This window comes from Mesocryomonas lacus (genome assembly GCF_055730105.2).
Map to the genome: position 1 here is coordinate 78,178 of NZ_JBUZWF020000002.1, position 25,257 is coordinate 103,434.

Below are 25,257 nucleotides of genomic sequence, written 5' to 3' on the forward strand. Positions count from 1 at the left end.
ACTGCGCTCTCCTCTTCGCGGCTGGTCGATTATGGCGTAGCCGCAAGGCAAGGCGCCTGGAACAGATCACCGCGCCAGGCACCACGGAGGGTACGGGCCGCGACGATGAGCCAGATCGCGGAGAGGAGGCAGACCAGGAGGACGCCGAAACCGTGCAGAGCGGGGATCGGCAGGAGCGCGGCGAGCTTCAGGCTCGCCAGCGTGTAGACGCCGAGCGGGAAGACATAGCCCCACCAGCCGAGATTGAACGGCACGCCTTCGCCGAAATGGCGGGCGCTGACGAGCAGCGCGATCGCCAGCCACCAGAGGCCGTAGCCCCAGAGCAGCAGCCCGCCGACGAGGCCGATGCCCTCGGCGACGGGACCGGCGGCAGCGAGCGGCGCCGAGCCGCTGGCGGCGAAGATCGCGGGTGCCGCGCCGCCCAGCAGCATCAGCGCGAGCGCCCCGGTGCCGATCGGCCCCATGGCCAGCCAGCTCGACGCGGCCATCGCCGCCGGTGGCAGCTTGTGCACCGCCATTCGCAAGAGCAGCACCACCAGGATGCTGAGGGCGATCGGCACCGACAGCGCCCAGAGCACGTAGCCGGCCGCCAACACCGCGAGCGCCGCCTGCGGATCGGTGAGATGCGGGGCGAGGAGGCCAGCCGAGGCCGCGGCGACTTCCGAGGCCACCACCGGCAGCAGCCAGACCGCGGTCATCTGCTCGACCGAATGGACCTGTCGGGTGAACATCAGGAAGGGCACGGCGATGCCGACGACGACGGCAAGGGCGGCATCGACCCACCACAGCGCATGCGCGACAGTCACCGCGACGGCGCCAAGATGCGGTACGGCGAAGACGAGGATGCCGTTGATCACCGTCGCCAGCGCCATCGGGATGCAGCCGAGATACATTGATACGATGGAATGGCCGAAGATGCGCCGGGCCTCGGCCGTGAACAGGATCCAGCGGGCGGCATAGAGGCCGCAGGCGACGAGGAAGAGCAGCGTCGCGGCGATCCAAAGCCCTTCGCCGAGGACTGGCATCAGCGGATGGAGACCGCGGAGCTGCGCCAGCGCCAGACCGAGAATGCCGGTTCCCATCGGGACCGCGAACCAGTTGGGCGTGAACTGGCGGACGATCTCGAGCGGACGGTTGATCCCGGCGAGAAAGCCGGAGCGGGGGGTGATGGACAAGGGGACGGACATGGACGGCTCTCCTGGCGTGCAAGAAAAACCTATCGTCAGGTCTTTGATCGATCCAATGGATTGATCAACTGTTATCGTTCGCCTTGGTCGATGTGCGTGCTCACGCCGGCCCGTCGTAGCCGGCAACCCGTGCTTCGGTGTCCCAGCTGAGCGTTTGGGCAAAGGCCGCCTGGTCGACGGCAGCGAAGCCGTCGAGGCAGAGCGGCTGCGCGAGTTCGGCGAACCAGGGGCGGGCCGCGGCCTCGACGAGGGCGGCGCGAAGGGCGGCGATGGCGGCGGCGTCTGCCCCCGCGGCGGCGACGAAGGCCGGCATCGGGGCGGTCTCGGTGGAGGCGATGACGCGGATGCCGTCGAGCCGCGAGGGATCGGCGCGGCGAATGAGAAGGTGCCAGTAGGCGTCGAGCGGGCCGACGTCGATCGTGCCGTCGAGCACGGCGTCGAGCACACCGCGCGGGGTGACCAGCGGTCCGACCGAGCCGGCATAGAGCGCCGGGCGCGCCGGCGTGCGGTAGGCGAGAAGGTGGTGGCGCACGGCGTTGAAGCCGGAATGCGAGTGCTCGACCGTCCAGCCGATGCGACCGCCGAAGCTGTCCTCCAGCGTGCGGAAGGGGGCGTCGCGCCGGACGATCAGGTCGGTGCGGTAGACCGCGCGCCCGGCGGCCCAAGGCGCCGAGGGCACGGGCGCGGCGATCGGCACCACCGGCGACAGGCCAAGGGCGATGGGGTAGCCGCACATCAGCGCGCAGCCGAGATCGGGACGGGCCCAGAGCACGTCCATCGGCGCCGGCGCCGGATAGGGGGTGTAGGCGAGTGGCACGCCGGCATCCTTGGCGACGTGCTCCAGCAGCGCGCGCCAGGCGTCCTCGATGGCGGGCGTTGCCGCATACATCCGTGCATTGGCAATCGCGGCGGCGGGAGGACAGGCGGGTGCTGGGGTAGTCGGGGCACTGACGGTCATAGACGGGTTCCCGGTGCGATCTAGGTTATGGACCATCCAGCGCGTCCGGAAGAAACGGAAGAGCCGCGACCCGCAGCCGTTTCCGTCAGCGGCAAGTCCGCTCCAGTGCTGCCTTGCGCGGCGCTGACGCGCCAGAGCGGGAGGAAGTCTGAATACCCAATACCGTATAGTGAACCATACACGTGGTTACCAATCGAGAGAACTGATGCCTGATCGCTCATAACGTCGCGATATGTCGCCGTATCATCGTTGCGTCGCTGCCCCTTGCACTGCACCCTGACATCGACCTCACGGGAAAGTGTGATTCATGGGTGGAACGATTCGGATGGGACGGGCAGCGCCGCGGCGCGGGGTGGAGTGGCCGACGGTGGCGTTGGCGGCATTTATCTACGGCGGTTTCTTCACCCTGACCTTCTTCCACGCGTCGATGCCGCTCTTCGTCTTTGCGCCGCTCTGCGCCTGGCTGGTGGCTTGGCATTCCTCGCTGCAGCACGAGATCCTGCACGGCCATCCCACGCGGTCGCGGACCATCAACCGGATGCTGGCGGTGATCCCGCTCTCTCTGTGGATGCCCTACGAGACCTACCGGCTGGCGCATCTGCGCCATCACTGCGACGACCGGCTGACCGATCCGCTGGACGATCCGGAATCGCGCTACGTCACCGCCGAGGATTTTGCGACGCTCGGCCCATTCGGCCGCTATCTCCTGAAGCTGCAGAAGACGCTGCTCGGCCGGCTGGTGATCGGCCCGGTCTGGGCCGTCGGGCATTTCTTTGCGGATGAAGCGGTGAAGCTGCGCCAGGGCGACAAGGTGGCGGCGCGGGCCTGGGGGGAGCATCTCATCGGCGTCGCGGCGGTCGTGTTCTGGCTGGTCGAGGTCTGCAAACTTCCGCTCGGGGTCTATCTCGGTCTCGTCCTCTATCCCGCGATCTCGCTCCTCCTGATCCGCTCCTTTGCCGAGCACAAGGCGGCGGATGGCGTTGCCGAGCGCACGGCGATCGTCGAGAATTCCTGGATTCTCGGGCCGCTCTTCCTGTTCAACAATCTGCACGCCGTGCACCATGAGCGGCCGGCCATGCCCTGGTACGAAATACCCGCCTGGTACCGCACGAACCGCGACCGGCTGATCCGCGAGAACGGCGGCCACGTCTATGACGGCTATGTCGACGTCGCCCGCCGCTTCCTTCTCAGCGGGCATGACAGCGTCGTGCATCCGCGCGCGCTGCGGGCGGCCTAGCTATTTCACCTCGCCGATCAACTCGGTCAGGAAGGCGGTGATCTGGTGTGGCTGGACGACGGCCAGCCGGATCAGCTCGTCGAAGCGCCGGCCGAACAGGCGGACGTGATCGACCGAGTTGAGGACGAGGTAGCTGTTGCCGAGAAAGAGCGCGACGCGCTTCGCCCCGAACACCGTGAACGGACTCGAATAGACCTCGCTCAGCGTATAGCAGTAGATCCGAAGGCTCGGGTAGAATTCGGCATAGAGCGCGATGAGGTGCTCGAGCTGCGCACGGCGCATCGCCCGCGGCAGGCCGTCCCACTTGCCCTGGCCGGTGGCGAGCGTCGCGAAGGCCTGGACCGACGTGCAGACCTCCAGCTCGCTGTCCGGCCGCCGCATCACCGACAGCCGCGCGTCGACCGCCTCCACCGCATTGTCGGGCGTGCCGAAACTCTTGCTGCGGTATTCGTAGCGCAGCACGTCCTCGGTCTTCAGGAAGTCCGGAAAGGTCTCGGGCACCGTCCTGATGCGCAGGCCCTCGGCCTCGCGCAGCCAGAGCACGAACTGTTCGTCGATCGGGCCGCGGGTGTGCGGCTCGATCTGCAGCATGGCCTCGATGATCTCGGCGCCCACCTCCTCGCGTTGGGTGAGGCCGAGCAGCCAGTCGACCGAGATGCGGCAGGCCGAGGCGATGGCGATCAGCGTGTCGGCGCGCGGCAGGCGCGGGCTGTCGGCCGTCAGCAGTTGCGATAGCGTCGAGCGGTCGACGCCGGTGAAGCGCGAGAAGGCGGCCTGGTTCAAACCGGAGCGCGCGATGACCTGCTGCAGGCGCTGGCGGAAGAGATCGGACGTCGCCGGCTTGTCGGCAGGTGAGATCATGGTTCGAATCCGCAACAGATGTTCGTTTGATCAGTATAGCAAGGGATAGCGAGACGGGACAGGCGCAGCTGCCTGAGGAGAGCGTTCGTGGCTTATGCGCCCATAGCCGGCGTGCCAAAGTTGCGGGAGCCCGCCGACTGGTCGTATGCCTGCCGGCAGCGCGACGACGATCGCCAAGGCCATCCGGTTCCCGCCGATCGGCCAAAACAGCATCGCCGTTCTGCGGAGGACCGCTTCGGCCAAGCAGGCGACGCGGGACAGCCGACAGGGAGCAGCAGCATGAGCATCTTCACCATCGGCGACGGACCGGTCGACCTAGCCTTCCTCGCGCGAGCCTCCGCCCCGGGGGCGCAGCTGGCGCTCGATCCGGCGGCGCGGGCGCGGGTGATGGCGGCACGGGCGATCGTCGACCGCTATGCCGAAGGCGACGAGCCGATCTACGGCCTCAACACCGGCCTCGGCGGCAATCTCGGCTTCCGCCTGTCGCGCGAGGAGATCGATGCTTTCCAGGTCCAGGTGGTGCGCGGCCGCTGCATCGGCATGGGCGAGCCTTTCGGGGAGGCCGTCTCGCGGGCGATGTTCCTCTGCCGCATCATCGGCCTCACCACGGGCGGCGCCGGCATCTCTCCGGCTGTGCTTGATGCGGTGATGGCGATGTACGATGCCGGGCTGACCCCGGTGATCCCCGGCCGCGGCTCGATCGGCGGCGGCGATCTCGGCCTCTGCGCCCACATGGCTGCGGCGGTGATCGGCCTCGGCGAATTCTGGGTCGGCGGCGTCCGTACGCCCGCCGCTGACGCGCTGGCGGCCGCGGGCCTCGCGCCAGCCGTGCTCGGGCCGAAGGACGGGCTCGGCCTCCTCAACAGCAGCGCGCCGGCCGCCGCCTACGGCGGGGCGGTTCTGCGCGATCTTGCCGACGTCGTGCTCCTGTCCAGCGTCACTGCCGGGCTGTCGTTCGAGGGCTATGCCGGCAATCCCGCGATCTTCGACCCCCGGCTCGCCGCCGCCCGTCCGGCAGCGGGACAAGCGCGGGCAGCCGCGGTGTTCCGGGCGATCCTCGCCGGCAGCGCTCTCGGCGAACCCGGCGCCGCACGCAAGATCCAGGACGCGCTGAGCTTTCGCGTGCTGTCGCAGATCACCGGGCCGATGCTGGCGAGCCTCAAGGCGGCGGTCATCGCCGTCGAGACCGAGATCAACGGCGCGCCGGACAACCCGCTTGTGCTGGTCGAGGACGGGCTGATTCTCTCGTCGGGCAATTTCCACACGCCGTCTATCGCGCTCGCCTTCGACACGGCGGCGATCGCGGTGACACATCTGGCGACCGCCAGCTTCTATCGCACGACCAAGCTGATGAACCCGGTGCTGTCGGGCCTGCCGAAATACCTGTCGCCGGTCGGCGGGGCATCGAACGGGCTGAACTCGCTGCAGAAGACGGCGGCCGCCCTCCACGCCGAGATCCGCCTGAAGGCCATGCCCGCCAGCCTCGATGCGCTGCCGGTGTCGGAGGGCGTCGAGGACCACGCGCCGCACACCCACCTCGCCATCCGCAAGCTGGAAGAGCAGCTGGTGCTGTTCCGCCTGCTGATGGCAATCGAGGCCCTGACGGCGGCGCAGGCCGTCGACCTCCGCGGTCTGCCGCAGCTGGCGCCGGCGACGCAGGCACTGTTCGCGGCAATCCGGGACGTGGTGCCGGTGATGACGGAGGACCGGGGGCCCGGACGCGATGCCGAGGCGGTCGCCGCGGTGCTGAGCGAGCCGGCGCTGCTGGTCGCGCTCTGCGCCGCAATCCGGCCGGGCGCCGGCGGCGCGCTGGCGGTGCTCGCCGGCAGCTGACGCGGCCGGTTCAAGCCTGCGACGGCGCGAAACGGGCGAGTACCTCGTGGCCGTCGCCGGGATAGGTCAGGCGGACGAAGGTGACGGGCCGGTCGGTGCGCCAGGTCCGGCGCTCGATCGACAGGCACGGCGTGCCGACGGCGATGCCGAGCGCCTCGGCCGCCGCCTTGTCGGCCCCGATGGCGCGGATCTTGTGCTCGGCCATGGTCCACGGGACTTCCGCGACCAGCCAGGCACCGGGCGAAAGCGTGGTGAAATCAGCCGCAGCCGCGTCCGGCACGACGTCGAGATTGATCAGCCGGTCCTCGACGCAGAACGGCTGATCGGCGGCGAAATGGCGGCAGACGATATCCAGCATCTCCGCCGGCGCCTGCAATTCCAGCCGGGACGCGTCGAGCCGGGTGCTGGCGCGGCGGTGCGCGTGGGTGATCTCGAAGCGGTAGGGAAGGCCGAGCGCCTCGACCTCCTTGCCGATGTCGATGATCTCCAGCACCGCGGAGTAGGATTGCGGCCGCCGCACGAAGCTGCCGGCCTTGCGCCGCCGTTCGATCAGCCCGGCGGCGGCGAGCTGCGTCATCACCTTGTTGACGGTCATCCGCGAGCAGCCGTAGTGGACGGCAAGGTCCTGCTCGAACGGGATCTGCCGGCCGGGCGGCCATTCCGCCGAGAGGATCCGGCCCTCGATATCGGCGAGAATGCGCTGGTGCAGCGATTCCGGCTTCGGCTTTTCGGCGGTAACCTCGGCGGCGGTCATGTCGATGGTGCAGCGTCCATGGCGCATTCCTTCCTCGGCACTGTCCTGTCGGGCTCGCTGGAGACGCGCCTCACAGGAGCGTCGCCGCGCCCCTGTCCAGATAGGTTTCGAGGAACTGCTGGAGGCGGGGATGCTGCGGCTTGGAGAACACGTCCTGCGGCGTGCCGTTGAGGAGGAGCTTGCCGTGGTCGAGGAAGGCGATGCGCTGCCCCACGGAAGCGGCAAAGCCGATCTCGTGGGTGACGACGACCATGGTCATCCCGTCCTCGGCGAGCGCCCGCATGACGTTCAGCACCTCGCCGGTGAGCTCCGGGTCCAGCGAGGAGGTCGGCTCGTCGAAGAGGAGGATGCGCGGCTGCAGCGTCAGCGCCCGGGCGATGGCGACGCGCTGCTGCTGGCCGCCGGAGAGCTGCGAGGGGAAGTGGTGGGCGCGGTTCTCGAGGCCGACCTTCCTCAGCTGCTCCATGCCGCGTTCCTCGGCGTCCTTGCGGTACATCTTCTGCACCGTCACCAGTGCCTCGCAGACATTGCCGAGCGCGGTCATGTGCGGCCAGAGATTGAACTGCTGGAACACCATGCCGATCTGCGAGCGCACCGAGCGCACGTTGTGCGCCGGAAGCTTCACCCGCTTGCCCCCCGTCCCTTCGGAGAAGCCCAGCGGCTGGCCGTGCACGGTGATGAAGCCGGACGTCGCCTCCTCGAGGAAGGCGATGCAGCGCAGGAGCGTGCTCTTGCCGGAGCCGGACGGGCCGATCAGGCAGGTCGTCGCGCCCTCGGCGATCTCGAGGTCGATGCCGTGCAGCACCTCGGTCTCGCCATAGCGCTTGCTAAGGTTCGCGACGGAGACGGCGGGATCGGCCACGGCACCGGCGGCGGATGGGGCGGGGGTCATGAATGCGCGAACCTGAATTTGGACAGTCGGCTTTCCGCCAGCCGCCCGAGGGCGCCGGTGATCTCGACAAGGGCCCAGTAGAAGAGGGCGAGCAGGAACAGCGCCTCGACAAAGGCATACTGCTGCGAGCCGATGGCGGAGATCACCATGGTCATCTCCGGAACGGTGATGATCGAGAGGACCGCGGTCTCCTTGATCAGGATGATGGCAAGGTTCACCAGCTGCGGCAGGACGAGCACCGTCATCTCCGGCACCAGGATGCGGCGCAGGATCTGCATCTGGCTGAGGCCGACGCATTCGGCCGCCTCGACATGGCCTTTCGGCACCGCCTTGAAGCCGGCGCGGAAGATTTCGCTGAAATAGGCGGCGCCGTAGACGGTGAGGCCGAGCAGGCCGCAGGGGATCGGGTCGAGCGAGATGCCGATGAAAGGCCCGCCGAAATAGAGCAGGAACAGCTGCACCAGGAAGGGCGTGCCGCGGAACACGTCGACATAGGCCTTCAGCAGCCAGTCGAGCGGCCGCGGCCCGAAACGGCGCAGCGCCGCCACGACGAAGCCGAGCATCAGGCCGAGAAAGGTGGAGACAAGCCAGAGGCCGATGGTGACCGAAAGGCCGGCAAGGATCGCCGGCATCTCTTGGCCGATCAAGGCGACGTCGAGGGTCATGCGCGCTCCGTCCGCAGGCGGCGTTCGAGAGCCAGGCCGCCCGAGGAGACCACCCAGTTGATCAGGAAGTAGAAGGCGCCGGCGACGGCGTAATAGAGCAGCGGCTTGTAGGTGCTGGCGGAGAGGTTCTGCGCCATGCGCGTCAGCTCGATTACGCCGACCACCGAGATCAGCGACGAGGCTTTCAGGATCAGGATCGCCTCGTTGACGAGGGCTGGCAGCGTCAGGCGAATGGCGATCGGCGCGCGGATGCGGCGCAGCTGCTGCGCGGGCGAAAGACCGACCATCTCGGCCGCTTCCAGGAGGCCCCGCGGCACGCTGTTGAAGCCGCCGCGCAGGTTCTCGGCCTGATAGGCGGCGGTGCAGAGCGACATGCCGACGATCGCCGCGACGACGCTCGGCACGGACAGGCCAAGCAGCGGAAGAAGATTGTAGATCAGGAGGAGCTGCACCAGCATCGGCACGCCGCGGAAGAAGCTGATGAAGACGGTCGCGGGAACGCTCAGCCAGCGGCTGGCGGAGAGCTTCGCCGCACAGACGCCGATGCCGATCACCAGGCCGATGGCGATCGAGACGAAGCTGATGACGACGGTGTAGCCGGCGGCCCAGAGCATCAGCTCGAACAGTTTTGCGGGCATGCGCCTACGACCCTCTCGCTCGGTCGGTCAGAAAAAGGGCCGCGCGGTAAAGCCCGCGCGGCCCTGCAGCGATGATCAGAGGGCGGGCGTCGGCACTTCGTTCGGCGTGTCGAACGCGGTGCCGAACCACTTCTCCTGCGCGGTCTTCATGCGGCCGTCGGCCTTGATCTTGACGAGGGCGGCCTGGACGGCGTCGAGCAGGGCTGCGTCCTCGGGCTTCTTGGTGCCGATGAAGCCAAAATAGGTCTTGGTGCCGAAGGAGGGCAGGACGACCTCGAACGTGTCGGGCTTCTGGCTCGCGACATAGGCAATGTTCGGCAGCGAGTTGGCAACGGCGGCGATGCGGCCGGTGGCGAGATCGGCATAGGCCTCGTTGAAGCCGACATATTCGCGCGTCTCGACGCCGCCGGGCAGCGTCGCGCCGAAGGTCTTGACCTGCTCGAGCTGCGAGGTCGCCTTGCCGGCGCCGACCAGCTTGCCGGCGATGTCTTCCGGCTTCATCACGGCCGTGTTGCCCTTCTGCTTCAGCAGCGCGACGGTCGCCTCGGCGATCGGCGACAGGAAGCGGAAGGTCTCCGAGCGCTTCTTGGTGATGGTGGCGGGGCCCGCGACCATGTCGAACTGGCCGGCCTCCAGCGCCGGGAAGACGCCGTCCCACGGCAGTTCGACCCATTCGATCTTGACGCCGAGTTCCTTGCCGATCTCCTCGAACAGGTCGACGTTGAGGCCGGCATGCTCGCCCGCCTCGTCGATGAAGTCGAACGGCGCGAAGGCGGTCTCGGTGCCGACCTTCATTACGCCAGCGGCTTTGACCCGCGCCAGCGCATCCTCGGCCTGTGCCGAGACCGCCGGCAGCGAGAGGGCCAGCGACAGGCCGAGCACGGCTTTCATCAGGAAGCGTTTGTTCATGGCGGTCTCCGGTGTTGCGCGGGCCGCACAGCGGCCAGGCGATCGGGCGAAGGAATGGATTGATTAAGCCTAGACATAACAAGCGGGGCTGACCGGCGATGTCAATCATTGAGCAGATGGAAAAACGCGAAAAATTTCATCAGCGGTTCGGGGTGGCCGATGCTTCGCCCACCATTCTCGACTTTTCAGTTTCGTCATCCTCGCGCATTAGCGCGGGGACCCATGGCTCTGCCTTCGTAGCGTGGTTCAGCGTATCTTGACGCGGCGGCATGGATCCCCGGGGCAAAGCCCCGAGGATGACGAAACTCCATGCAGCTCTTGGAGACCTTTTGAGAAACGCCCCGGTTAGTGCCGTGCCGCGAGCGCTGCCGTCGTCGACTTGAAGCGGCGGTAAATGGCGTCGCGGTCGCGGTGGCGGCCGCCCTCGACCTGCTGGATGCCCGCGACCCAGACGGCGTCGATCGCGGGGCGCGAGGCGCCGAAGATCCAGGCGTCGAGGATCTGGTCGCCTTGCCGGCCGAGGAGGGCGGGATGGTCGGCATCGAGGGCGACGAGGTCGGCGGCGGCCCCGACGCGAAGGCCCGCCGGGCCGGCGCCGAGCGCCGTTGCTCCGCCGGCGAGAGCTACGTCGAAGAGCGCCCGGCCGGTGGAGCCGCCCGGCGCGGCAAGGACGTTGCGGCGGCGCTGATCGAGCCGGAGGGAATATTCCAGCTGGCGCAGCTCGTCGGCGACGCCGATCAGCACGTTGGAATCCGAGCCGACACCGTACCGGCCGCCGGCGGCGAGAAAGTCGCTGGCGCGGAATGTGCCGTCGCCGAGATTGGCCTCGGTGACCGGGCAGAGGCCGGCGACAGCCCCCGTCGCGGCCATGCCGCGGGCCTCGGCCTCGGTCATGTGCGTGGCGTGGATGAGGCACCAGCGACGGTCGATGCTGGCGTGGGCGAGCAGCCATTCGACCGGGCGCTGGCCGGACCAGGCGAGGCAGTCCTCGACCTCCTTCTCTTGCTCGGCGATGTGGATGTGGAAGGGATTGTTCGGGCGAAGGCGGGCGACGTCGTCCAGCTCCTCGGGCGTGACGGCGCGCAGGCTGTGCGCGGCGACGCCCAGCACCGACGTCGGCAAGGATTTCAGCGCCGCGGTGCAGCCGTCGAGTAGGCGGGCGAAGCCATCGAGGCCGTTGACGAAGCGGCGCTGGCCCTCGTTCGGCGCGGCGCCGCCGAAGCCGGAATGGGCGTAGAAGACCGGCAGCAGGGTCAGGCCGATGCCGGTGGCGGACGCGGCCGCGGCGATTGAGGCGGCCATCTCGGCGATGTCGGCATAGGGGCGGCCGTCGGTGTCGTGGTGGAGATAGTGGAACTCGCCGACGCGGGCAAAGCCGGCCTCCAGTATCTCGACATAGAGCTGGGCGGCGACGGCCGCGACGTCGTCCGGCGTCATCGACAGCGCGAAGCGGTACATTGTCTCGCGCCAGCTCCAGAAGCTGTCGACGCCGGGGCCGCGGCTTTCGGCAAGCCCCGCCATGCCGCGCTGGAAGGCGTGGCTGTGGAGGTTCGGCATGGCCGGAACGAGGATGGCCGTGCGCGCGTCGCCGGCCTTGGGCGGGGTTCCGGCGGTGACGGCGGCGATGCGGCCATCGGCGATCACGAGCCGGACATCGGCTTTCCAGCCCTCGGGGAGAAGGGCATGCTCGGCATGGATCGTCGTCATCGAAGGTCCTTTCCCGCGGCGTCGCGGCTTGCGTGCGGGCATAATATGTCTATACATGATCGCAGGCGAGACATTTTTGAGCGAGTGTTCCCCATGCCGAACGATCAGGCAAACGCGCCCTCCCGTCGCCGTCTCTGGCGCAATGCCCGGCTGGCGACGATGGCAGGACATGGCCTCGGCCTCGTCGAGGACGGCGCGCTGGCGATCGAGGGCGAGCGCATTCTCTACGCCGGGCCGGCGGCGGTCCTGCCGGCGGACATGGTTGAGGGCGCCGAGGTCGTCGACGCCGAGGGGCGCTGGATCACGCCGGGCCTGATCGACTGCCACACCCACCTCGTCTATGCCGGCGACCGCGCGCGCGAGTTCGAGCAGCGGTTGGCCGGTGCGAGCTACGAGGAAGTGGCGCGGGCCGGGGGCGGCATCGTCTCCTCGGTGAAGGCGGTGCGCGCGGCGTCCGAGGACGAGATCGTCCGGCAGTCGCTGCGCCGGCTCGATGCGCTGCTGGCGGAAGGCGTCACCACCGCCGAAGTAAAGTCCGGCTATGGCCTCGATCTTGCCAACGAACAAAAGCTCTTGCGCGCGGCGCGCCGGCTCGGGCAGGAGCGGCCGGTCGACATCCGCACCACCTTCCTCGGCGCGCATGCTTTGCCGCCCGAGGCCGAAGGCGACAAGGCGGCCTATATCGATGCCGTTTGCGCCATGCTGCCGGCGATCGCCGCGGAAGGGCTCGCCGATGCCGTCGACGGTTTTTGCGAGGGCATCGCGTTTTCGCCCGAAGAAATGGAGAGGGTCTTCACCGCCGCGACGGCGCTCGGGCTGCCGGTGAAGCTCCATGCCGACCAGCTGTCCAACCTCCACGGGGCGGCGCTCGCCGCCCGCTTCAAGGCACTGTCTGCCGATCACCTCGAATACACCGACGATGCCGGCGCCGCGGCGATGGCTGCGGCCGGGACCGTCGCGGTGCTGCTGCCGGGCGCCTACTATTTCATCCGCGAGACCAAGTTGCCGCCGCTCGCCCTGTTCCGCCAGCACGGCGTCGCGGTCGCGCTGGCGACGGACAGCAATCCCGGCACCTCGCCGCTGACCTCGCTGCTCCTGACGATGAACCTCGCCGCCACGCTGTTCCGCATGACCGTCGAGGAGTGCCTTGCCGGCGTCACCCGCGAAGCCGCCAAGGCGCTGGGGCTGCAACACGAGACCGGCACGCTGGAGGCCGGCAAGCGCGCCGACTTCTGCCTCTGGGACATCGAGCGGCCGGCCGAACTCGTCTACCGCATGGGCTTCAACCCGCTTCATCAACGCATCTGGAGAGGCCAGTGACCACACCCGTATCGACGCCGGGGCTCGTCCTGACGCCCGGTTCCGCCACCCTCGACGACTGGCGGGCGATCTACCGGGGCGCCGTGCCGCGGCTCGATCCGGCTTGCCTGCCGGGCATCGAGGCCTCAGCCGCCGCGGTGGCGCGGATCCTCGCCCGCGGCGAGCCGGTCTACGGCATCAATACCGGTTTCGGGAAGCTCGCCAGCGTGCGCATCGGCGATCACGAGCTCGAAACGCTCCAGCGCAACATCGTGCTGTCGCATGCCGCCGGCATCGGCGCGGCGATGCCGGTGCCGATCGCCCGGCTGATGATGGCGCTGAAGCTCGCCTCGCTGGCGCAAGGGGCGTCCGGCGTCCAGCCGGCGACGATTGCGTTGCTGGAAGCGCTGCTGGTGAAGGGTCTGACGCCGGTGGTGCCGTGTCAGGGCTCGGTCGGCGCCTCCGGCGACCTCGCGCCGCTGTCGCACATGACCGCGGCGATGATCGGCGTCGGGGCGTTCATCGTTGACGGTGTGGAAGTGGAGGCAATGCAGGCGCTGGCCGATGCCGGCCTTTCGCCGTTGGTGCTCGGCGCCAAGGAGGGCCTCGCGCTCCTCAACGGCACGCAGTTCTCCACCGCCAACGCGCTCGCCGGCCTGTTCGAGGCGGAGCTTCTGTTCCGCTCGGCGCTCGTCTCAGGCGCCCTGTCGACCGATGCCGCGCGCGGCTCCGACACGCCGTTCGACCCCCGCATCCACGCCTTGCGCGGCCACCGCGGGCAGATCGAGACGGCGGCGACGCTGCGCGCCCTGATGGACGGCTCGGCGATCCGCGCGGCGCACCGTACCGACGATCCGCGGGTGCAGGATCCTTATTGCCTGCGCTGCCAGCCGCAGGTGATGGGGGCGGCGCTCGACGTGCTGCGCCAGGCGGCGACGACGCTGGCGATCGAGGCGAACGGCGTTTCCGACAACCCGCTGATCTTCGCCGATACCGATGAGGCGCTGTCCGGCGGCAATTTCCACGCCGAGCCGGTGGCCTTTGCCGCCGACATGATCGCGCTTGCGATCTGCGAGATCGGCTCGATCGCCGAGCGGCGCATCGCCATGCTGGTCGACCCCGCGCTGTCGGGCCTCCCGGCCTTCCTGACGCCGAAGCCCGGCCTCAACTCCGGCTTCATGATCCCGCAGGTCACCGCCGCGGCGCTGGTCTCGGAGAACAAGCAGCAGGCCTATCCCGCCAGCGTCGATTCCATCCCGACCTCCGCCAACCAGGAGGACCACGTCTCGATGGCCGCGCACGGCGCGCGGCGGCTGCCGGGCATGGCGGAGAACGCGTTTGGCGTCATCGCCATCGAGCTGCTCGCCGCCGCGCAAGGCTGCGACCTCGGCGGCACGCTGACGTCGAGCGCTCCGCTGGAGGCGGCGCGCGGGCTGATCCGGGCGCGGGTGCCGCGGCTCGACGACGACCGGCATTTCCACCCCGACATCGCGGCGGCCCTCGACATCGTGCGATCAGGCGCGCTGGCCGAAGCCGTCGCGCCGATGGCGCTGCCTTCCGTCGACCCCCGCGCCTGATCGCACCACCGTTCCGCCCGCCTGAGCCCAAGGATCGCCCGATGACCCGCATCGACAACACCCGCACCATCCGCGCCGATCACGGCAGCACGCTCACCGCCAAGAGCTGGCTGACCGAGGCGCCGCTGCGCATGCTGATGAACAATCTCGATCCCGACGTCGCCGAAAACCCGCAGGAGCTCGTCGTCTACGGCGGCATCGGCCGGGCGGCGCGGACGTGGGATGACTTCGACAAGATCGTCGCGGCGCTGCGACTGCTGGAGGCGGACGAGACGCTGCTCGTCCAGTCCGGCAAGCCGGTCGGCGTGTTCCGCACGCATGCGGATGCGCCGCGGGTGCTGATCGCCAATTCCAACCTCGTGCCGCACTGGGCGACCTGGGACCATTTCAACGAGCTGGATCAGAAGGGGCTGGCCATGTACGGCCAGATGACCGCCGGCTCCTGGATCTACATCGGCACGCAAGGGATCGTGCAAGGCACCTACGAGACCTTCGTGGAAGCCGGCCGCCAGCACTATGGCGGCAGCCTGAAGGGCAAATGGATCCTCACCGGCGGCCTCGGCGGCATGGGCGGCGCCCAGCCACTTGCCGCCGTCATGGCTGGCGCCTGCTGTCTCGCCGTCGAGTGCGACGAGACCCGCATCGATTTCCGCCTGCGCACCCGCTACGTCGACGCGAAGGCCCAGACGCTCGACGAGGCGCTGGCAATGATCGACCAGTGGACGAAGGCCGGCGAGGCTAAATCGGTCGGTCTCGTCGGCAATGCGGCGGAGGTTTTCCCGGAACTCGTGAAGAGGATGAAGGAAGGCGGTCCGCGGCCCGACATGGTCACCGACCAGACCTCGGCGCACGATCCGCGCAACGGCTATCTGCCGGTCGGCTGGACGGTCGAGCAGGCGAAGGCGGCGCGCGAAAGCGATCCGAAGTCGGTGGAGGTGGCCGCGCGCGCCTCGATGCGGATTCATGTCGAGGCGATGGTCGCCTTCTGGGACGCGGGCGTCCCAACGCTCGACTACGGCAACAACATCCGCCAGGTCGCCAAGGACGAGGGGCTGGAAAACGCCTTCGCCTTTCCGGGCTTCGTGCCAGCCTATATCCGCCCGCTGTTCTGCCGCGGCATCGGCCCGTTCCGCTGGGCGGCGCTCTCCGGCGATCCCGAGGACATCTACAGGACCGACGCCAAGGTGAAGGAGCTGCTGCCGGACAATGCGCACCTGCACCGCTGGCTCGACATGGCGCGCGAGCGCATCGCCTTCCAGGGCCTGCCGGCGCGGATCTGCTGGGTCGGCCTCGGCGACCGCCACAAGCTCGGCCTCGCCTTCAACGAGATGGTGCGCAACGGCGAGCTGAAGGCGCCGGTGGTCATCGGCCGCGATCACCTTGATTCCGGCTCGGTCGCCTCGCCGAACCGCGAGACCGAGGCGATGAAGGACGGCTCGGATGCCGTCTCCGACTGGCCGCTGCTGAACGCCCTCCTCAACACCGCCTCGGGCGCCACCTGGGTCTCGCTGCACCATGGCGGCGGCGTCGGCATGGGTTTCTCGCAGCATTCGGGCATGGTGATCGTCGCCGATGGCACCGACGACGCGGCGCGGCGGCTGGAGCGCGTTCTGTGGAACGACCCGGCGACCGGCGTGATGCGCCATGCCGATGCCGGCTACGAGACCGCGCTCGACTGCGCCCGCGAGATGCAGCTGAACCTGCCGGGCATTCTAGGCTGAGCGAGGAGGGCGGGGGCATGCGGCACCTGAAGGCCGGCGAGCATCGCGTGATGCCGTGGAAGAACGGCCTCGGTTCGACCACCGAGATCGCCGTCTTCCCGCCCGGCGCCAGCGTCGAAATTTTTGGCTGGCGGGTGAGTGCCGCGGATGTCGCCGCAAACGGCCCGTTCTCGGGCTTTCCCGGCATCGACCGGACGCTCAGCATTCTTGAGGGCGACGGCCTGATGCTTTTCGTCGGCAACGCGCCCGGCCAGTCGCTGACGCAAGACTCTGCCCCCTTCGCCTTTCCCGCCGACGTACCGACCTCGGCCGACCTCCTGGGCGGGCCGATTACCGATCTCAACGTGATGACGCGGCGGGGCGTCTTCCGGCACAGTGTCGAGCGGCTGGTAGTGGAAGGCGCGCGGGTCGTTTCTGCTAGCACGGGGGTGATATTGTTCTATTGCCAGGTCGGGAGCGTTCGGGTGTTGGGCGCTTCGGGCGAAGCAGAGCTGGCCGCGCGGGATGCTGTGCTCCTCGATCCGGGGGAATGGCGGCTGATGGGACATGCCAGCCTGTTCATGATCGCGCTGACGCCGGCCACCGCCTGATCTCCCCCTTTGAGGGGGAGATCAGGCAGGCAGAGGGGGAGCCGTACAGCGCGATCGCGAAACATGTTTGGCTTTACGCAGGGGATGGACAGGTTGCGGCAACTCGCCCCCCTCTGTCCTGCCGGACATCTCCCCCTCAAGGGGGGAGATCGGCAGCTCGGATGCCGCGCGCCCTTCAAAAAGCGCCGCCGTGATCGTGACGTGCAAAGCGCCTTAACCTTTGCTATAGGCCGGAAAACCCGATCAACCGGCAAGATGCCGTCAGGACCGATGCCCCCATTCGCCGCTCTCAGGGAACTTCGAAGGGGTCGTGCAGCGCGCGGCACCGGTTCGCTGTGGCTGCTGGCCTTGCTTCTCCTGCTGCAGTGGAGCGTTCCGGGGCTCGCGCAATCCATTGAACAGCGTGCCGGGCAAGGTGAAACCTTCGGCGGTTTCGCGGCCCAGCCGCTGGCCAAGCTGCGCGATGCCGGCAAGCTGGCGGGCACGGAGCTGCGGGCCAAGGACGGCAAGCAGCAGACCGCGCCGTCCGGCGGGGATCCGGCTTTCGTTTCCGCTCCTGGCGCCTCGCTCTGTGCTTTGGCCTCCGCGACCGTACCGGCGGCCGCCGAGCAGATCGCGCCTGGCCGCATCGCGCGCCTCGCCTTCGAGGCCCGGGCACCGCCCGCCGCCTGAGAGTTTGCGCAGCGCGACCGCTGCGACCCGCCGCGCGATGCGGCAATTCCATTCTCCCGCTTTTCTCCGCCATGCCGCCAAAGCCGGCAGGCGTTTCATGTCTGGACCCTGCCATGCGCACATCCCGCTGGGTGCTCGCGATCTACGCGATCCTCATCTTTATCGGCGTCCTCGCGGCGATGCCGAACCTCTTCTCGAAGGAGCAGCTCACCTCTTTCCCAAGCTGGCTGCCAAAGCACGGTGTCAATCTCGGCCTTGACCTGTCCGGCGGCTCGCACCTCGTGCTCGAGGTGGACGCCGCGGGCCTCAAGGCCGACCGCCTGCGCGCCATGCAGGACAGCGTTCGCTCGGCGCTGCGCGACGCCAAGATTCCCATCCGCTCGGTGCGCAACGACGGCAGTGCGGTCATTGCGACGCTGGTGAACGCCGACGACGTCGAGAAGGCCCGGCCGCTGATCACGGCGCTGTCGACTCCCCTGTCGAGCAGCGGCTTCGGCGGGACCAATTCCGACATCGCGGTCACCAACACGGCCGACCAGTTCCGCGTCGAGCTGACCCAGGCAGGCCTTGCCGACAAGACGAACCTTGCGATCCAGCAGAGCCTCGAGATCGTCCGCCAGCGCATCGATCAGGTCGGCGTCTCCGAGCCGACGATCCAGCGCGTCGGCGCCGACCGCATCCTCGTCCAGTTGCCGGGCGTCCAGGACCCGGCGCGGCTGCGCGAACTGCTCGGCTCGACCGCGCAGATGAGCTTCCACATGCTGGCCGAGGACGGCAACCAGAACGCCCCCGGCGTCACCATGCTGCCCGACCAGGACGGCAGCCGCAGCTATCCGATCGAGGACCGCGTCGCTTTGTCCGGCGAGCGCCTGACGGATGCGCGTCCCGGCTTCAACCAGCAGTCCAACGAGCCGATCGTCTCCTTCACCTTCGACAGCGCCGGCGCGCGCCAGTTCGCCGACATCACCCGCGCCAATGTCGGCCGGCCCTTCGCCATCGTGCTCGACGGCAAGGTGCTGAGCGCACCCGTCATCCGCGAGCCGATCACCGGCGGCCAGGGACAGATCAGCGGCAACTTCACCGTCGAGCAGTCGACCGTGCTCTCGGCGCTCTTGCGCGCCGGCGCGCTGCCGGCACCGCTGACGGTGATCGAGGAGCGCACCGTTGGTGCCGATCTCGGCGCCGATGCGATCGAGCGCGGCGTGCTGTCAGGCTTAGTCGGCTTCGGCCTCGTCTTCATGTTCATGTTCGTGCTCTACGGGCGCTGGGGCCTTCTCGCCAACCTCGCGCTGGCGCTGAACGTCATCCTGACCTTCGGCGCGCTCTCGATCCTCGGCGCCACGCTGACGCTGCCGGGCATCGCCGGCATCGTGCTCGGCATCGGCCTGGCGGTCGACGCCAACGTGCTCATCAACGAGCGCATCCGCGAGGAGAACCGCAAGGGGCTCAGCGTCTATGCGGCGATGGATGCGGGCTTCAATAAGGCCTATTCGACCATCGTCGATTCCAACGTCACCGCGCTGATCGCCACCGCCCTCCTGTTCTACTTCGGCTCGGGCCCGGTCCGCGGCTTCGCCGTCACCATGTTCCTCGGCATCGCCATCTCGATGTTCACGGCCGTTGCCATCGTGCGCGTCGTCATGGTGCTGATCGTGCGGCGCTGGAAGCTGAAGGCGATCCGCATCGAGCCGCTGTTCGGCATCAAGCTAATCCCGGAAGGCACCAAGATCCGCTTCATGCGCGGCCGCTTCATCGGCATCGGCGTCTCCGTGCTGCTGTCGGTCGCCTCGATCATCCTGTTCTTCACGCCAGGCCTCAATTACGGCGTCGACTTCAAGGGCGGCATCCAGATGGAGGTCCGCACGGCGGGGCCGACCGACATGGCCAAGCTGCGCTCGGGGCTCGAGGGCCTCGGGCTCGGCGAGATCGGCTTGCAGCAGTTCGGCGAGGCCAACACCGTGCTGCTGCGCGCCGAGCGCCAGCCCGGCGAGGAAGAAGCGCAGAACCAGGCGGTCGCCAAGATCCGCACCGAGGTCGTGAAGATCGACAGCACGGCGACGATCGAGCGCACCGAGGTGGTGGGCCCGAAGGTCTCGGGCGAACTCGCACGGGCCGGCTGGATCTCCAGCATCCTCGCCAGTCTCGCGATGATGTTCTACATCTGGTACCGGTTCGAGTGGCCTTTCGCAGTCGGCGCCATCGCGACGCTGATCCTCGACGTGACCAAAACGATCGGCTTCTTCGCGTTGACGGGCATCGACTTCAACCTCACCGCCATCGCCGCGCTGCTGACGCTGATCGGCTACTCCGTCAACGACAAGGTGGTCGTCTACGACCGCATGCGCGAGAACATGCGGCTCTACAAGGCGATGCCGATGCGCGACATGATCGACAAGTCGATCAACGAGACGCTGGCACGCTCGATCTACACCTCCATCACCGCCTTCCTCGCCATGCTGCCGCTGGCGATCTGGGGCGGCAGCGCGGTCGAGAGCTTTGCCGTGCCGATGGTGTTCGGCATCGCGGTCGCGGCGCTCTCCTCGGTGTTCATCGCGGCGCCGATCCTGCTCTTCCTTGGCGACTGGCGCACCAAGCACCGCAAGGCGCATCCGGTGACCACCGCTGGAACGCCGGCCGCTAGCGCCTGAGGCGATTGGCGATAACCGACATGCAAAAGGCCCGCTTGGTGCGAACCAAGCGGGCCTTTTGCATTTCAGGACGGGCCGGTGGGGTGCGTCGACGGCGGTGTCAGTAGGTCTTCATCGCTCGGTGTGGCAGGCCGCCGTCGAGGAACCCGTTGCCATAGGCGGTGAAGCCGAACTTTTCGTAGAGGGCGATCTTGTCGGCCTGGGCGTCGAGGTGGAAGCGGGTGATGCCGGCGGCGCGGCGCTCGTCCATGGCGGCGGAGATCATCTGTCGGGCGACGCCTCGGCCGCGCCAGCCGGCGTGCACGACGATCCGCCCGAGTTTCGTGTGCTCGGGCGCCGCGATCACCCGCAGCGTGCCGACGACCTCGCCCGCCCCGACGGCGACCCAGTGGGTGGCTGTCAGGTCGTGCGCGTCGAACTCCTCCTCCTCGGGGATCTTTTGCTCGCCGACGAACACCGCGCGCCGGAGGGCGAAGCCGAGATTGCAGAGGCTGCTGAAGACCGGGACGGGGAGGACGAAGACGCCGGCCATCCCGGTTACATCCCGGGCAGGCCCATGGTGATCTGCATCTTCACCTCGCCCGCGGGGGCGCTGGCAGCAAGTTCGAAGGCTTCGACGCTGTTCTCGAAGGCGAAGGTGCGGGTGATTAGCGGCGCGACGTCGATCGTGCCGGAGGCGAGCATGGCGACGCAGCGCGGGAAGACGTGGGCGTAGCGGAAGACGTGCTCGACGCGGGCCTCCTTCAGCATGGCCGCTGCCACGTCGTAGGCCGCAGGCTTCAGCGGAATGCCGACAAAGACGACGACGCCGCCGGGGCAGAGCGCCTCGAAGATCGAGGTGATCGCGCGCTCGTTGCCGGAGCATTCGTAGATCGCATCTGCCCCCCAGCCCTCGGTCGCGGCCTTGACGGCTTCGGCAAGGTTTTCGCGCGTAACGTTCACCGTGGAGACGGCGCCGAGGCCGCGGGCGATCTCGAGCTTGGTGTCGTCGACGTCGGAGACGATGACACGGGCAGCGCCGCCAGCAAGCGCCGCCAGCACGGTGACGAGCCCGATTGGGCCGGCGCCGATGACGACGGCGATGTGGCCGGGCGCGGCGCGCGCCTTCGTGACGGCGTGGACGCCGACGGCCAGCGGCTCGACCATCGCCGCGGCGGCGAAGGAGACGCTGTCCGGCAGCTTGAAGGTGAAGGCCTCGGGGTGGACGACGCTCGAGCGCAGCACGCCGTGCACCGGCGGCGTTGCCCAGAACTGGACTGCCGGGTCGAGATTGTAGAGGCCAAGGCGTGTCGCCTTCGAGGTCGGATTCGGAATGCCCGGCTCCATGCAGACGCGGTCGCCCACCTTCAGGCTGGTCACCGCGGCGCCGACCTCGCTGACGACGCCGGACGCCTCATGGCCAAGGATCATCGGTTCGCGCACGACGAAGGAGCCAATGGTCCCGTGCGTGTAATAGTGGACGTCCGAGCCGCAGATGCCGACGGTGTGGACGGAAATGCGCACGTCTTCCGGCCCGAGCGGCTGGTCGATGGGGAAGTCGCGCAGCGAGAGCTTGTGCTGCTCTTCGAGGACGAGGGCGCGGGTATCTGCGGTCATGAGGCCGTTCCTTTGCTGTGCCGCGCGCATCGCAGCGCGGGTCGATGTCACGGCCGGTCTCCTCCCAGCCGAAGTACTGCTCGCCGCTTCAGTCCTCGACGAGGATGGTGCCGGCGACCTCGATGCCGAAGCCGGTGAGGCCGACATAGGAGCGCTCCTGCGTCGCCAGCACCGAGATCGAACGGACGTCGAGATCGCGCAGGATCTGCGCGCCCATTCCGACCTCCCGCCAGCGCTGCAGGCGCGTCCGCGCGCTGGCGTGCCGCTCGCCGTCGGTCGGTGCCTCGACATCGTCGGCCGCGCCGATGGTGGAGGCCTCGAAGTCGTCGACATTGGGCTGGCGCAGCAGCATCAGGACGCCCTTGCCGTGCGCCTTAATGGTCTCGACGGCGACGTCGACCCAGTTGCGCGTGCTGTCGCTGCGGCCGAAGAGGTCGACGATCGGCTGCTCGCGGTGGATGCGGGTCGGCACCTTCTCGTGGCCGCGGACATCGCCGAAGACGGCGACGACATGCTGCATGGCATCGAAGGGCGTCTCGTAGATCCGTACCTTTCCTTCCATGCCGCCGATCGTCATCGTCTCCTCGCCGACGCAAGACACGAAGGATTCGCGTCGGATGCGGTAGGAGATGAGGTCCTCGATCGAGATGATCTTGAGGCCATGCTCGCGGGCGAAGGGGATGAGCTCGCCGAGCCGCTTCACCGTACCGTCGTCATTGACCACCTCGGCCAGCACGCCCACCGGGTCGAGCCCGGCGAGTTCGGCAAGGTCGCAGCCGGCCTCGGTATGGCCGGAGCGGGTGAGGACGCCGCCGGCGCGGGCGATCAGTGGGAAGATGTGGCCGGGGCGAAGGAAGTCGCCGCCGCTGCAGTTGCTGTTGGCCAGCGCCCGCACGGTGTTGGTGCGCTCCTCGGCGGAGATGCCGGTGGTCATGCCGATCTTGTAGTCGACCGACACGGTGAAGGCGGTGCGCATCGGGTCGAGATTGTTGGCGACCATCGGCGGCAGGTTGAGCGCGTCGGCGCGCGCACCGGTCATCGGCACGCAGATGATGCCGCTGGTGTGGCGCACCATGAAGGCCATCTTCTCCGGCGTCGCCTTGGCGGCGGCCATGATCAGGTCGCCCTCGTTCTCGCGGTCGGTATCGTCGACCACCACGACCAGTTCGCCGGCGGCGATCGCGGCGATCGCGTCTTCGATGCTGTCGAGTTCCATTGCCTTCACTCCTGCTGCCATGCCCGCCTTCGGCCTAGCTCGTAAGCTTTGCCGGCGCTCCGATCAACGTCCGTGGTGCGGCCGACGCGCGGTTTATCCGCGGCCGCGGTAGGTCGGCACGCCCTGGTCCGGCAGGAACACGCCCTCCGGCGGGGCGCCGGTCTGCCAGAACACGTCGATCGGGATGCCACCGCGCGGATACCAGTAGCCCCCGATCCGCAGCCAAAGCGGCTGCGTCACCTCGACAATGCGCCGCGCCACCTCGACCGTGCAGGATTCGTGGAAGGCGCCATGGTTGCGGAAGCTCGTCAGGAAGAGCTTCAGCGACTTCGATTCGACGAGCCTTTCGTCCGGCGCATAGTCGATGACGAGGTGGGCAAAATCCGGCTGGCCGGTGACCGGGCAAAGCGAGGTGAACTCCGGGCAGGTGAAGCGCACGATGGTCGGCGGCCCGTCGATCCTGTCGTAGGGCACGGTCTCGAGAACGGCTTCGTCGGGAGAGGCGGCGGGGCGGGCATCCGCGCCGAGCTGGGAAAGGGTCATGTCGGGACTTTCACGGGACAGTTCAGTTCGGGAGGGGGAGGGCGGGCAGGATGCCGGCATCGGCCACCTCGAAATAGCCGTTCCAGATCATCTGGACGGCGACGAAGACGATCACCGCAAGGCCAAGCCAGGCGATGATGCGGTAGCGGTGCAGCAGCCGCGCGATGAGGGTGGCGGCAGCTCCCATCAGCACGACCGAGATCAGGAGGCCGACGACCAGCACCTCGGCATGGTCGCGCGCCGCGCCGGCGACGGCCAGAACATTGTCGAGCGACATCGAGAGATCGGCGAGGATGATCTGGAACAGCGCCTGGCCGAAACTCTTGTGCGGGGCCTTCGCGTCGAGCGACAGTGCGTCGGGGTCCTGGTTGCCCTCGCGGATCTCGCGGAACATCTTGTAGCAGACGTAGAGCAGCAGCAGGCCGCCCGCGAGCGTCAGCCCGACGATGTCGAGAAGCTGCACCGCGACGAGCGCCAGCGCGATGCGCAGCACCACGGCGGCAGCGATGCCCCAGAAGATGACGCGGGCGCGGATCGCGGGATCGACACCGGCTGCCGCCATGCCGACGACGATGGCGTTGTCGCCGGCGAGCGCCACGTCGATCAGCAGCACCTGGAAAAGTGCCGCGAATTCGGCCGCCCAGAATGTTTCGGTCATGCGGTCTCGCGGTTGGGAAAGGGGGATGGCGCATCCTGCGCGATGCGCCGGCGGGCGACAAGCCGAAGCCGAGCCCTTCCTAGCGCCTCGAAATGCCGACGGGAAGCCATGGCATCACCGGGAGCCGCCGGAGCGACGCCATGACCACGCAAGGGGCGTGGTCTAGGGTAAGGCATGATCGACAAACTCGAATACTTCATCGCCCTGGCCGCCGAGCGCCATTTCGGCCGCGCGGCCGAGCGGCTCGGGGTGACGCAGCCGACGCTGTCGGCCGGCATCAAGCAGCTGGAGGAGCAGCTGGGCGTGACGCTCGCCAACCGCGGCTCGCGCTTTCAAGGCATTACCGACGAGGGCGACCGGGTGCTGGTCTGGGCGCGGCGGATCGTCGAGGATGTCAGGACCATGCAGGAGGAGCTGCGGGCCCTGCGCTCCGGCATCTCCGGCCATATGCGGATCGCCGTCATTCCAACAGCGCTGGCAGTGGTCTCGCGGCTGACGACGCCGTTCTTCGAGAAGCATCCGGGCGTCACCTTCGAGATCGTCTCGCGCACCTCGAGCGAGATCATCACCGGCATCGAGAATTTCGAGATCGACCTCGGCATCACCTATCTCGAGGACGACAGGCTCGACCGCATCGACTGCCAGCCGCTCTACGCCGAGCGCTACTGCCTGGTGACGACGGCGGGCAACCCCTTCGCCGACCAGGCCAGTGTCACCTGGGCGGAAGCGGCGTCGATCCCGCTGTGCCTCCTGTCCAACACGATGCAGAACCGCAAGATTCTCAACCGCCTGCTCGGCGCTGCCGGCGTTCCCTTCGCGACCGTCCTCGAATCCAATTCGATGATCGCGCTGATTGCGCATGTGCGCACCGGCAAGTTCGCGACGATCATGCCGTTTCGCTCGGCCGAAATCCTCGGCCTCGCCGAACCGGTGCGGGCAATTCCGATCGGGACGCCGGATGTCAGCTATTCCATCGGCCTCGTCGCCGCCCGCCGCGATCCCCGTCCGCCACTGTTGGCGGCCTTCTGGGACGAAGCCAGCGGGGCAGCGCTCTAACGATAGAGAAGCTCTATCGAGGAACGGGGTTCCACCATTG

General features: G+C 68.2%; 23 protein-coding genes. 9 read left to right on the plus strand and 14 right to left on the minus strand.

The window, feature by feature from the left end; all coding sequences use genetic code 11:
• Positions 1 to 29: 29 nt before the first annotated feature.
• Both ACZLZQ_RS05490 and ACZLZQ_RS05495 read right to left on the minus strand, forming a co-directional pair.
• Positions 30 to 1,187: a TDT family transporter gene (locus tag ACZLZQ_RS05490; RefSeq protein ID WP_472948518.1), complete on the minus strand. Its 1,158-nt coding sequence runs from the start codon at positions 1,185 to 1,187 to the stop codon at positions 30 to 32.
• Between the two features lie 100 nt (positions 1,188 to 1,287).
• On the minus strand, positions 1,288 to 2,145 hold the full coding sequence (locus tag ACZLZQ_RS05495) for a phosphate/phosphite/phosphonate ABC transporter substrate-binding protein (RefSeq protein WP_472948519.1): 858 nt from the start codon (positions 2,143 to 2,145) through the stop codon (positions 1,288 to 1,290).
• 307 nt (positions 2,146 to 2,452) lie between these two features.
• Here ACZLZQ_RS05495 and ACZLZQ_RS05500 point away from each other — a divergent pair, with 307 nt between their 5' ends.
• On the plus strand, positions 2,453 to 3,382 hold the full coding sequence (locus ACZLZQ_RS05500) for a fatty acid desaturase (RefSeq protein WP_472948520.1): 930 nt from the start codon (positions 2,453 to 2,455) through the stop codon (positions 3,380 to 3,382).
• Here the strand turns inward: ACZLZQ_RS05500 and ACZLZQ_RS05505 are convergent, their stop codons facing one another.
• Positions 3,383 to 4,243 carry a helix-turn-helix domain-containing protein gene (locus ACZLZQ_RS05505; protein WP_472935298.1) on the minus strand — a complete coding sequence of 287 codons (861 nt, stop codon included), beginning with the start codon at positions 4,241 to 4,243 and terminating at the stop codon, positions 3,383 to 3,385.
• Between the two features lie 279 nt (positions 4,244 to 4,522).
• Here ACZLZQ_RS05505 and ACZLZQ_RS05510 point away from each other — a divergent pair, with 279 nt between their 5' ends.
• Entirely contained in the window at positions 4,523 to 6,076 is a 1,554-nt protein-coding gene (locus ACZLZQ_RS05510; protein WP_472948521.1) for an HAL/PAL/TAL family ammonia-lyase, read from the plus strand.
• A gap of 10 nt (positions 6,077 to 6,086) precedes the next feature.
• Here ACZLZQ_RS05510 and hutC read toward each other — a convergent pair whose 3' ends face one another.
• The 6 genes from hutC to ACZLZQ_RS05540 form a co-directional block, all read right to left on the minus strand.
• Complete coding sequence (gene hutC / locus ACZLZQ_RS05515; protein ID WP_472949192.1) at positions 6,087 to 6,830, minus strand: histidine utilization transcriptional repressor HutC; 744 nt, start codon at positions 6,828 to 6,830, stop codon at positions 6,087 to 6,089.
• A 70-nt stretch (positions 6,831 to 6,900) separates the two neighbouring features.
• Positions 6,901 to 7,692, minus strand: coding sequence for an amino acid ABC transporter ATP-binding protein (locus ACZLZQ_RS05520; RefSeq protein WP_472949193.1), 792 nt, complete (start codon positions 7,690 to 7,692; stop codon positions 6,901 to 6,903).
• 26 nt (positions 7,693 to 7,718) lie between these two features.
• Complete coding sequence (locus ACZLZQ_RS05525; RefSeq protein ID WP_472935300.1) at positions 7,719 to 8,387, minus strand: amino acid ABC transporter permease; 669 nt, start codon at positions 8,385 to 8,387, stop codon at positions 7,719 to 7,721.
• Positions 8,384 to 9,025, minus strand: coding sequence for an amino acid ABC transporter permease (locus ACZLZQ_RS05530; protein WP_472935301.1), 642 nt, complete (start codon positions 9,023 to 9,025; stop codon positions 8,384 to 8,386). Before ACZLZQ_RS05530 ends, ACZLZQ_RS05525 begins: the two co-directional genes overlap by 4 nt.
• Before the next feature lie 75 nt (positions 9,026 to 9,100).
• Positions 9,101 to 9,916, minus strand: a complete 816-nt coding sequence (locus ACZLZQ_RS05535; protein ID WP_472949194.1) for a transporter substrate-binding domain-containing protein — start codon at positions 9,914 to 9,916, stop codon at positions 9,101 to 9,103.
• Positions 9,917 to 10,279: 363 nt separating this feature from the next.
• Positions 10,280 to 11,641 carry a formimidoylglutamate deiminase gene (locus ACZLZQ_RS05540; RefSeq protein WP_472948522.1) on the minus strand — a complete coding sequence of 454 codons (1,362 nt, stop codon included), beginning with the start codon at positions 11,639 to 11,641 and terminating at the stop codon, positions 10,280 to 10,282.
• A gap of 93 nt (positions 11,642 to 11,734) precedes the next feature.
• Here ACZLZQ_RS05540 and hutI point away from each other — a divergent pair, with 93 nt between their 5' ends.
• The 6 genes from hutI (at position 11,735) to secD (ending at position 20,148) form a co-directional block, all read left to right on the plus strand.
• The gene (gene hutI, locus ACZLZQ_RS05545) at positions 11,735 to 12,961 is read left to right on the plus strand and encodes an imidazolonepropionase (protein WP_472948523.1); all 1,227 of its coding nucleotides are present in this window, start codon (positions 11,735 to 11,737) and stop codon (positions 12,959 to 12,961) included.
• Positions 12,958 to 14,517, plus strand: a complete 1,560-nt coding sequence (hutH, locus tag ACZLZQ_RS05550) for a histidine ammonia-lyase (protein WP_472948524.1) — start codon at positions 12,958 to 12,960, stop codon at positions 14,515 to 14,517. The genes hutI and hutH overlap by 4 nt, the downstream gene beginning before the upstream one ends.
• A gap of 41 nt (positions 14,518 to 14,558) precedes the next feature.
• Complete coding sequence (gene hutU / locus ACZLZQ_RS05555) at positions 14,559 to 16,238, plus strand: urocanate hydratase (RefSeq protein WP_472948525.1); 1,680 nt, start codon at positions 14,559 to 14,561, stop codon at positions 16,236 to 16,238.
• Between the two features lie 17 nt (positions 16,239 to 16,255).
• Positions 16,256 to 16,828 carry a HutD/Ves family protein gene (locus tag ACZLZQ_RS05560; RefSeq protein WP_472948526.1) on the plus strand — a complete coding sequence of 191 codons (573 nt, stop codon included), beginning with the start codon at positions 16,256 to 16,258 and terminating at the stop codon, positions 16,826 to 16,828.
• 63 nt (positions 16,829 to 16,891) lie between these two features.
• The gene (locus ACZLZQ_RS05565; protein ID WP_472948527.1) at positions 16,892 to 17,500 is read left to right on the plus strand and encodes a hypothetical protein; all 609 of its coding nucleotides are present in this window, start codon (positions 16,892 to 16,894) and stop codon (positions 17,498 to 17,500) included.
• A gap of 113 nt (positions 17,501 to 17,613) precedes the next feature.
• On the plus strand, positions 17,614 to 20,148 hold the full coding sequence (secD, locus tag ACZLZQ_RS05570; RefSeq protein WP_472948528.1) for a protein translocase subunit SecD: 2,535 nt from the start codon (positions 17,614 to 17,616) through the stop codon (positions 20,146 to 20,148).
• A gap of 100 nt (positions 20,149 to 20,248) precedes the next feature.
• Here secD and ACZLZQ_RS05575 read toward each other — a convergent pair whose 3' ends face one another.
• The 5 genes from ACZLZQ_RS05575 to ACZLZQ_RS05595 all read right to left on the minus strand — a co-directional run bounded on the left by ACZLZQ_RS05575 (position 20,249) and on the right by ACZLZQ_RS05595 (position 24,161).
• Positions 20,249 to 20,680, minus strand: a complete 432-nt coding sequence (locus tag ACZLZQ_RS05575; protein ID WP_472948529.1) for a GNAT family N-acetyltransferase — start codon at positions 20,678 to 20,680, stop codon at positions 20,249 to 20,251.
• 5 nt (positions 20,681 to 20,685) lie between these two features.
• On the minus strand, positions 20,686 to 21,744 hold the full coding sequence (locus ACZLZQ_RS05580; protein WP_472948530.1) for an NAD(P)-dependent alcohol dehydrogenase: 1,059 nt from the start codon (positions 21,742 to 21,744) through the stop codon (positions 20,686 to 20,688).
• An 88-nt stretch (positions 21,745 to 21,832) separates the two neighbouring features.
• On the minus strand, positions 21,833 to 22,960 hold the full coding sequence (ribB, locus tag ACZLZQ_RS05585) for a 3,4-dihydroxy-2-butanone-4-phosphate synthase (RefSeq protein WP_472935313.1): 1,128 nt from the start codon (positions 22,958 to 22,960) through the stop codon (positions 21,833 to 21,835).
• Between the two features lie 93 nt (positions 22,961 to 23,053).
• Positions 23,054 to 23,503, minus strand: coding sequence for a preQ(1) synthase (gene queF / locus ACZLZQ_RS05590; protein WP_472935314.1), 450 nt, complete (start codon positions 23,501 to 23,503; stop codon positions 23,054 to 23,056).
• A gap of 22 nt (positions 23,504 to 23,525) precedes the next feature.
• Positions 23,526 to 24,161 (minus strand): YjbE family putative metal transport protein, encoded by a 636-nt coding sequence (locus ACZLZQ_RS05595; RefSeq protein WP_472948531.1) that lies wholly within the window; start codon positions 24,159 to 24,161, stop codon positions 23,526 to 23,528.
• Between the two features lie 174 nt (positions 24,162 to 24,335).
• Between ACZLZQ_RS05595 and ACZLZQ_RS05600 the strand changes: the two genes are divergently transcribed.
• Positions 24,336 to 25,217 carry a LysR family transcriptional regulator gene (locus tag ACZLZQ_RS05600; RefSeq protein ID WP_472948532.1) on the plus strand — a complete coding sequence of 294 codons (882 nt, stop codon included), beginning with the start codon at positions 24,336 to 24,338 and terminating at the stop codon, positions 25,215 to 25,217.
• Positions 25,218 to 25,257 lie beyond the last annotated feature (40 nt).